Source organism: Clavibacter lycopersici (assembly GCF_003576405.1).
Taxonomy (GTDB): domain Bacteria; phylum Actinomycetota; class Actinomycetes; order Actinomycetales; family Microbacteriaceae; genus Clavibacter; species Clavibacter lycopersici.
In genome coordinates, this window is the sequence record NZ_QWGT01000137.1 from 1 (window position 1) to 7,722 (window position 7,722).

At 70.7% G+C, this 7,722-nt stretch carries 7 protein-coding genes; 3 read left to right on the forward strand and 4 right to left on the reverse strand.

The annotated features are described in order from the left end of the window. Window positions 1-241: 241 nt before the first annotated feature. Together DZG00_RS10030 and DZG00_RS10035 are read left to right on the forward strand one after the other, a co-directional pair. The gene (locus DZG00_RS10030) at window positions 242-577 is read left to right on the forward strand and encodes a hypothetical protein (RefSeq protein WP_119381719.1); all 336 of its coding nucleotides are present in this window, start codon (window positions 242-244) and stop codon (window positions 575-577) included. A 124-nt stretch (window positions 578-701) separates the two neighbouring features. Then, the gene (locus DZG00_RS10035; RefSeq protein ID WP_119381718.1) at window positions 702-1,139 is read left to right on the forward strand and encodes a MarR family winged helix-turn-helix transcriptional regulator; all 438 of its coding nucleotides are present in this window, start codon (window positions 702-704) and stop codon (window positions 1,137-1,139) included. A gap of 77 nt (window positions 1,140-1,216) precedes the next feature. Here the strand turns inward: DZG00_RS10035 and DZG00_RS10040 are convergent, their stop codons facing one another. Both DZG00_RS10040 and DZG00_RS10045 read right to left on the reverse strand, forming a co-directional pair. Then, the gene (locus tag DZG00_RS10040; RefSeq protein ID WP_119381717.1) at window positions 1,217-1,738 is read right to left on the reverse strand and encodes a GNAT family N-acetyltransferase; all 522 of its coding nucleotides are present in this window, start codon (window positions 1,736-1,738) and stop codon (window positions 1,217-1,219) included. Next, window positions 1,735-3,237, reverse strand: coding sequence for a GH1 family beta-glucosidase (locus tag DZG00_RS10045; protein ID WP_119381716.1), 1,503 nt, complete (start codon window positions 3,235-3,237; stop codon window positions 1,735-1,737). Before DZG00_RS10045 ends, DZG00_RS10040 begins: the two co-directional genes overlap by 4 nt. Before the next feature lie 208 nt (window positions 3,238-3,445). On the opposite strand from DZG00_RS10045, the gene xylA reads away from it, so the two are divergent. Further along, window positions 3,446-4,639, forward strand: coding sequence for a xylose isomerase (gene xylA / locus DZG00_RS10050; protein ID WP_119381715.1), 1,194 nt, complete (start codon window positions 3,446-3,448; stop codon window positions 4,637-4,639). A gap of 208 nt (window positions 4,640-4,847) precedes the next feature. Here the strand turns inward: xylA and mmsB are convergent, their stop codons facing one another. Both mmsB and mmsA read right to left on the reverse strand, forming a co-directional pair. Beyond that, on the reverse strand, window positions 4,848-6,035 hold the full coding sequence (gene mmsB, locus DZG00_RS10055; RefSeq protein ID WP_119381714.1) for a multiple monosaccharide ABC transporter permease: 1,188 nt from the start codon (window positions 6,033-6,035) through the stop codon (window positions 4,848-4,850). A gap of 5 nt (window positions 6,036-6,040) precedes the next feature. After that, the gene (mmsA, locus tag DZG00_RS10060; RefSeq protein WP_119381713.1) at window positions 6,041-7,570 is read right to left on the reverse strand and encodes a multiple monosaccharide ABC transporter ATP-binding protein; all 1,530 of its coding nucleotides are present in this window, start codon (window positions 7,568-7,570) and stop codon (window positions 6,041-6,043) included. Between the last annotated feature and the right edge of the window lie 152 nt (window positions 7,571-7,722).

A 7,722-nucleotide genomic window follows, 5' to 3' on the forward strand; every position in this document is an offset into this window, starting at 1 on the left:
GCGTGGTCCACGTCGTCACCGCGCCGGGCGGATCCGGCTCCACCGCCGTGCAGGCCGCCGTCGCGGCGCTCGCGCGGCTGCGCGTGGGCGACTGGGAGCTGCGCCGCGCGTGATCGCCGCCGATGCGCCGCCACCGCCGCACCGCGCTCCTCCGAGCGGATTGTCGGGGGCGGTCGGTAGCGTCTGAGCAGTCTGCCTCCGGTGTCCACCGTGGGCACCCTGATGCGAGGAACGGTGACGCATGTCGGACCAGCACGGCGACGAGCTCCAGGACGAGGTCCAGGCCTCGGGCGGCTCCACCGAGCGGCTGAACCGCCACCTGCAGCGCAGCCACTCCGAGCAGGCCAGGTACCTGTCCGCGTACTTCGGCTGGAGCCTGCACGGCGACCTCATCCGCTCCCACGGCTCGACGGTGTCCATGTTCGTGGAGGACCTGGCCGACACCATGCTCGCGCTGGGCTGGCTCGACGGCTCCGGCATCATCTGGGAGGCGGTGCCGGTCGACGCCGACCGGGCCGTCACGGAGGTGCGCCGCCACCAGATGGACAAGGGCTGGATGCCGCCGGGCACCGAGTGATGACACCCGCCTCCGCGCGGGCTGTGCGTGCGGTGCCGAGCCGCCCCGCTCGTCGATCCCGGGAGTAGCGTCCGAAGGGATCAGGCCGTCGGGGGACGCGTCCCGCAGACGGCCAGGAGGACACATGACGGATCACGACGGAGCGCTGCTCGACCGCGACATGGGACTGCTGCTGGCCGCCGCGTCCCGAGCGGTGATCTCGCTCTATCGGCCCCTGCTGAAGCCGTACCACCTCACGCATCCGCAGTACCTCGTCATGCTGGCGCTGCACGAGCAGGATCCCCGCCGCGCGGGCGACCTCAGCGACGCCGTCCAGCTCACGCCGGGCACCCTGTCCCCGCTGTTCAAGCGCCTCGAGCTCCTCGGCTACATCACGCGGCAGCGCGACCAGGCCGACGAACGCCGGCTGCTCATCGCCCTGACGGAGCGCGGGCGCGGGATCCTGCCGGACCTCCTGCGCGTCGCCGACCAGGTGCACGCCATCGTCGTCGACCGCAGCGGTGCGGACTCGAGCGCGCAGGCGCGCCTGCGCAGCATGACCGAGCTGCTCCTCGACGCCTGACCGGCGGGTGTCCGCCCCAGGGCGGATCCCCGTCAGCGCGCGCCGTCGACCACGCGCTGCCACAGCGTGTGGTCGCGCTACACGCCGTCGATCCGCAGGTACGCCGGCGCCACCCCGATCGCCGTGAAGCCGGCGCGCGTGAGCACGGCCTCGGATCCGCCGTTCCCGACGAGCGTCGACGCCTCCAGCCGGTGCAGCCCCGCGGCGCGCGCGATGCGGACCGCCTCGTGCGCCGCGGCCGTCGCGAGCCCCGCGCCCTGCCTGTCCCGGTCGATCCAGTAGCCGAGGCTCGCGCTCTGCGCCGCCCCGCGCTTCACGGCGAAGATGTCGCAGCGGCCGATGATCCGGTCGCCCGCCACGATGAGGTACGGCAGACCGGATCCGGCCGCCCGCTCGGCGACGCGCCCCGCGAGCTGCGCCCGCTGCCCGGCCGACGTGAAGAAGGCGTCCGTGCGCGCCGGCTCGAACGGGCGGAGGTGCTCCCGGTTCGCGCGGTACGCCTCGGCGAGCGCGGCGGCGTCGGTGATCCGCGCGGGCCGCATCACGACGCCGTCGGCGAGCGCCGCCCGCTCGTCCGTGCCGGGCGGGGGCCCGCTCACGCCCCGGGGCGCACGTGGCGCTCGGGTCGCGCGTCGACCGCGGGGATGGCGCGGTCGGCGATGAGCCGCGCGTACCAGAGCGCGCTGTCCTTGGGCGTGCGCTCCTGGGTGTCGTAGTCGACGTGCACGATGCCGAACCGCTTCGAGTACCCGAAGGCCCACTCGAAGTTGTCGAGGAGCGACCACACCTGGTAGCCGCGGAGGTCCACGCCGCGGGCCATCGCGCGGTGCGCGGCCGCGAAGTGGCGCGACAGGTAGTCGATCCGCTCGGGGTCGTGCACGGCGCGCACGCCGTCGTCCACGGTCACCTCGTCGTCGAACGCGGCGCCGTTCTCCGTCACCATGAGCGGCAGGTCGGGGAACTCCTCGTGCAGCGACACGAGCAGGTCCTCGAGGCCCTGCGGCTCGATGTTCCAGCCCATCGCCGTGTACGGGCCCGGCTGCTCGAGGAACTCGACGTCGTCGGTGCCGGGGAACGGCGTGGCCGCGACGTCGCCGTGGATGGAGGTGCCGCCCGCAGCGGACGAGCCGTCCCGCATCCTGACGCGGCTGGTGTTGTAGTAGTTGACGCCGAGCAGGTGCAGCGGCTGGCGGATGAGCTCCGTGTCGCCGGGCAGCACGAACGACCAGTCGGTGATCCCTGCGGTGTCCTCGATCACGTCGGCCGGGTAGGTGCCGTTCAGCAGCGGGTCGAGGAAGAGGCGGTTGCCCACGCCGGCCACGCGGCGGACGGCCTCGGGGCCCGTGTCGCCCTCGCCGCGGATCACATGCAGGTTGAGCGTGATGGAGAAGCGCGCATCCGCGGGCACGACCTCCTGCAGCGCGGCGACCGCGAGGCCGTGCGCGAGGTTGAGGTGGTGCACGGCCCGGAACGAGTCCTCCGCGTCGGTGCGTCCCGGCGCGTGCACGCCCGCCGCGTAGCCGAGGTAGGCCGAGCACCACGGCTCGTTGAGCGTGGTCCAGGTGCCGATCCGGTCGCCGAGCGCCTCGCCCATGATCCGGGCGTAGTCGGCGAACGCGTACGCGGTGTCGCGGTTCGTCCACCCGCCCTCGTCCTCGAGCGCCTGCGGGAGGTCCCAGTGGTACAGCGTCGCGATGGGGGTGATCCCCCGCGCGACGAGCCCGTCGACGAGACGCCCGTAGAACGCGAGGCCCTCCGGGTTCGCGGGCCCGCGGCCGGTCGGCTGGATGCGCGGCCACGCGATCGAGAAGCGGTACGCCTCGAGGCCGAGCGCCTGCATCATGTCGAGGTCGGACTCGAGCCGGTGGTAGTGGTCGTCGGCGACGTCGCCCGTGTCGCCGCCGAGCACCTTGCCGGGCGTGCGGCTGAACGTGTCCCAGATGGAGGGGCCGCGCCCGCCCTCGTCGACCGCGCCCTCGATCTGGTACGAGGCGGTGGCGGATCCGAACAGGAAGCCGGGCGGGAACTCGAGCCCCTCTCCCCGGTCGTCGGCGGTGTCCCGGGGTGATCCGGATGCTGCGGGCGATGCGTCGGTCATGGCGTTCGGGGACCTCTCCGTCGGGGTGGGCGGCCGCCCGACCCGCGCTCGCGCACCCGATCGGCCACGGCCTCCCGCCATCCTGCCCGGGCCCCGACGACGCGTCCAGCTGACCGGCCGCCGCCGCCTGGTCCACGTTGTGCCCCGGGCGCCGGCGGGTTAGGTTGTAGCTAGCAACAAATCACCGACGACGCTGACAGGAGACACCATGGCGCTCACCCCCACCCGCGAGGACAAGTTCTCGTTCGGACTCTGGACCATCGGATACACGGGGGCCGATCCCTTCGGCGGCCCCACCCGCTCGGACCTCGACGTGGTCGAGGGCGTCGAGCGCATCTCGGAGCTGGGCGCCTACGGCCTCACCTTCCACGACGACGACCTCTTCGCCTTCGGATCCACCGACGCCGAGCGCCAGACGCAGATCGACCGCCTCAAGGGCGCGCTCAGCGACACCGGCATCGTCGTGCCGATGGTCACCACGAACCTCTTCTCCGCCCCCGTCTTCAAGGACGGCGGCTTCACCAGCAACGACCGCGCCGTCCGCCGGTTCGCGATCCGCAAGGTGCTCCGCAACATCGACCTCGCCGCCGAGCTCGGCGCGCAGACGTTCGTGATGTGGGGCGGCCGCGAGGGCGCCGAGTACGACTCCGCCAAGGACGTCCGCGGCGCGCTCGAGCGCTACCGCGAGGCCGTCAACCTGCTCGGCGACTACGTCACCGACAAGGGCTACGACATCCGCTTCGCCATCGAGCCGAAGCCCAACGAGCCCCGCGGCGACATCCTGCTGCCGACGCTCGGCCACGCGCTCGCCTTCATCGAGACCCTCGAGCGCCCCGAGCTCGTGGGCGTGAACCCCGAGGTCGGCCACGAGCAGATGGCGGGCCTCAACTTCACCGCCGGCATCATGCAGGCGCTGTACCAGGGCAAGCTCTTCCACATCGACCTCAACGGCCAGCGCGGCATCAAGTACGACCAGGACCTCGTCTTCGGCCACGGCGACCTGCAGAACGCGTTCTCGCTCGTCGACCTGCTGGAGAACGGCGGCGTGGGCGGCGGCCGCTCGTACGACGGCCCGCGCCACTTCGACTACAAGCCCAGCCGCACAGAGGACATCACGGGCGTGTGGGACTCCGCCGCCGCGAACATGCGCATGTACCTGCTCCTCAAGGAGCGCGCGCAGGCCTTCCGCGCCGACCCCGAGGTCCAGGAGGCGCTCGCCGCCGCCAAGGTCCCCGAGATCGACACCCCGACGCTCGACGAGGGCGAGTCGTACGACGACATCCTCGCCGACCGCTCCTCCTACGAGGACTTCCCGGCCGACGAGTACTTCGACGGCAAGGGCTTCGGCTTCGTCCGCCTGAACCAGCTGGCGCTCGAGCACCTGATGGGCGCGCGCTCCTAGCGCTCCCCCGCACCACCGGAGGGCCCGGCATCCACCTGGATGCCGGGCCCTCCGTCGTCCCGGCACCCGGCACCCGGGGTCCGCCGGACGTCCGGCGTCCGGCGTCCGGCGCCCGACGTCCGACGTCCGGCGCGGTAACGCGGAAGGGCCCGGCGTCCTCACGGATGCCGGGCCCCTTGTGCGCGTCAGCGCGGGTCGTACGGGTGGATCAGGTCGCGGACTTGGATCCGCGGCTCTTGTTGAACACGTCGAACGCGACGGCCAGCAGGAGCACGAGGCCCTTGATGAGCTGCTGGTACTCCGTGCCGAGGCCGAGCAGCGACATGCCGTTGTTCAGCACGCCCATGATCAGACCACCGATCATGGCGCCGATCACGGTGCCGATGCCGCCCGTGACGGCCGCGCCGCCGATGAACACCGCGGCGATGGCGTCGAGCTCGAAGCCGTTGCCGGCACCGGGCAGCGCCGAGTTGCTGCGGGCGGTGAAGGCGATGCCCGCGAGGGCGGCCAGGACGCCCATGTTCACGAAGAGCAGGAAGTCCACGCGCTTCGTGTTGATGCCGGACAGCTGCGCCGCGTTGAGGTTGCCGCCTCGGGCGTAGATGTGACGGCCGAAGATGCTGCGGTTCATCACCGCCGTGTAGACGAGCACCAGCACGGCGAGGATCACGAGGACGATCGGGGTGCCCTGGTAGCTCGCGAGCAGGTAGGTGATGCCGAGCACGAGGATCGCGATGGTCGCGAGCTTCGTCACGAACCAGGCGAACGGCTCGTCCTCGAGGTTGAGCTTCACGCGGGCACGGCGCTCACGCACCTGCTGGGCCACGAGGAACAGCGCCGCGAGCACGCCGAGCGTGACGGTGACCCACTCGAGGTAGGACGTGCCGCCGGAGGGGTCGGGGAGGAAGCCGGCGCCGACCGCGACGTAGCCGTCGGGGAACGGGGTGATGGGGCGGTTGTCGAGCACGATCTGGGCGAGGCCGCGGAACGTCAGCATGCCCGCGAGGGTCACGATGAACGCGGGGATCCCGACGTACGCCACCCAGAAGCCCTGCCAGGCGCCGATGAGGCCGCCGACCACGAGGCTCGCGATGATGGACGCCCACCAGGGCCAGCCCCAGTTCACGGCGAACACACCCGAGATGGCGCCGATGAGGGCGACCACGGAGCCGACCGACAGGTCAATGTGGCCCGCGATGATGATCATCACCATGCCGATCGCGAGGATCAGGATGTAGGCGTTCTGGACGACGATGCTCGTGACGTTGCGGGGCTCGAGGAGCGTCCCGTCGGTGAGGATCTGGAACAGCACCACGATCGCGATCAGCGCGATGAAGATGCCGATCTGCCTGAGGCGACTGACGAGGAAACCCGCCACACTGCTGAGACTGGACATGGTGACTATTCCTTTTCCTTGGTCATGTAGGTCATGAGGCTCTCGGGGGTCGCCTCGGAGATCGGCAGCTGGCCCGTGATGCGCCCGGCGGAGAGGGCGTAGATCCGGTCGCAGATGCCGAGCAGCTCGGGCAGCTCGCTGGAGATGACGATGACGGCCTTCCCCTGCGCGGCGAGCGCGTTGATGATCGTGTAGATCTCGTACTTGGCGCCGACGTCGATGCCGCGCGTGGGCTCGTCGAGGATGAGCACGTCCGGGTCGGAGAACATCCACTTCGAGAGGACGACCTTCTGCTGGTTGCCGCCGGAGAGCTTCCCGGTGATGGCGCCCACGCTCGGGGCCTTGATGTTCATCGACTTCCGGTAGCCGTCGGCGACCACGTACTCCTGGTTCGCGTCGACCCAGCCGGCCTTGGCCAGCTTGTCGAGCGCGGCGCCGGAGACGTTGCGCTTGATGTCGTCGATGAGGTTGAGGCCGTAGTGCTTGCGGTCCTCCGTGGCGTACGCGATGCCGTGCTTGATGGCGTCGCCGACGGTCTTGGCCTGGATCTCCTTGCCGCGCTTGTAGAGCTTGCCGGAGATGTTGGCGCCGTAGGAGCGGCCGAAGACGCTCATCGCGAGCTCGGTGCGGCCGGCGCCCATGAGGCCGGCGATGCCGACGACCTCGCCCGCGCGGACGTTGAGGTTGGCGTGGTCGACGATGACGCGAGCGTGCTCCTGCGGGTGGTGGACCGTCCAGTCCTCGATGCGGAGGACCTCCTCGCCGATGTCCGGCGTGCGGTCGGGGTAGCGGCTCTGCAGATCGCGGCCGACCATGCCCTTGATGATGCGCTCCTCGCTGATGGCGTCGCTGGCGAGGTCGAGGGTCTCGATGGTCTTGCCGTCGCGGATGATCGTCACGGCGTCGGCGATCGCCTTGATCTCGTTCAGCTTGTGGCTGATGATGATGCTCGTGATGCCCTGGCCCTTGAGGTGCTTGATCAGGTCGAGCAGGTGGGCGGAGTCCTCGTCGTTCAGCGCCGCGGTGGGCTCGTCGAGGATGAGGAGCTTCACCTCCTTCGACAGCGCCTTCGCGATCTCCACGAGCTGCTGCTTGCCCACGCCGATGTCGGCGATCTTCGTGGCCGGGTTGTCGCTCAGCCCGACGCGGGCGAGGAGCTTGGCCGCCTCGACGTTGGTGGCGTTCCAGTCGATGAAGCCGCCCTTGGAGATCTCGTTGCCGAGGAAGATGTTCTCCGCGATGGAGAGGAAGGGGCTCAGCGCGAGCTCCTGGTGGATGATCACCACGCCCGACTTCTCGCTGTCGCGGATGCTGGAGAACTTGACGACCTGGTCCTCGAGGACGATGTCGCCGTCGTAGGAGCCGGCCGGGTAGACGCCGGACAGGACCTTCATCAGGGTCGACTTGCCCGCGCCGTTCTCGCCGCAGATCGCGTGGCACGTGCCGCGCGTGACCTCGAGAGTGACGTCCTGCAGCGCCTTGACGCCGGGGAACGTCTTGGTGATGCCGCGCATCTCGAGAATGTGGTTGGCCATGGCCTGCCTCACTTGTGTGGATGGTGGTGCCGGGTTCCCGGCGGTGATGCTGGGGCGGCGGGTGATCGCCGCCCGGGATCGGGCCGGCCGCGGTGCGCGGCCGGCCCGACCCGGTGGAGGCCGGTCGACGCGTGCGTCGACCGGCCGGTGCG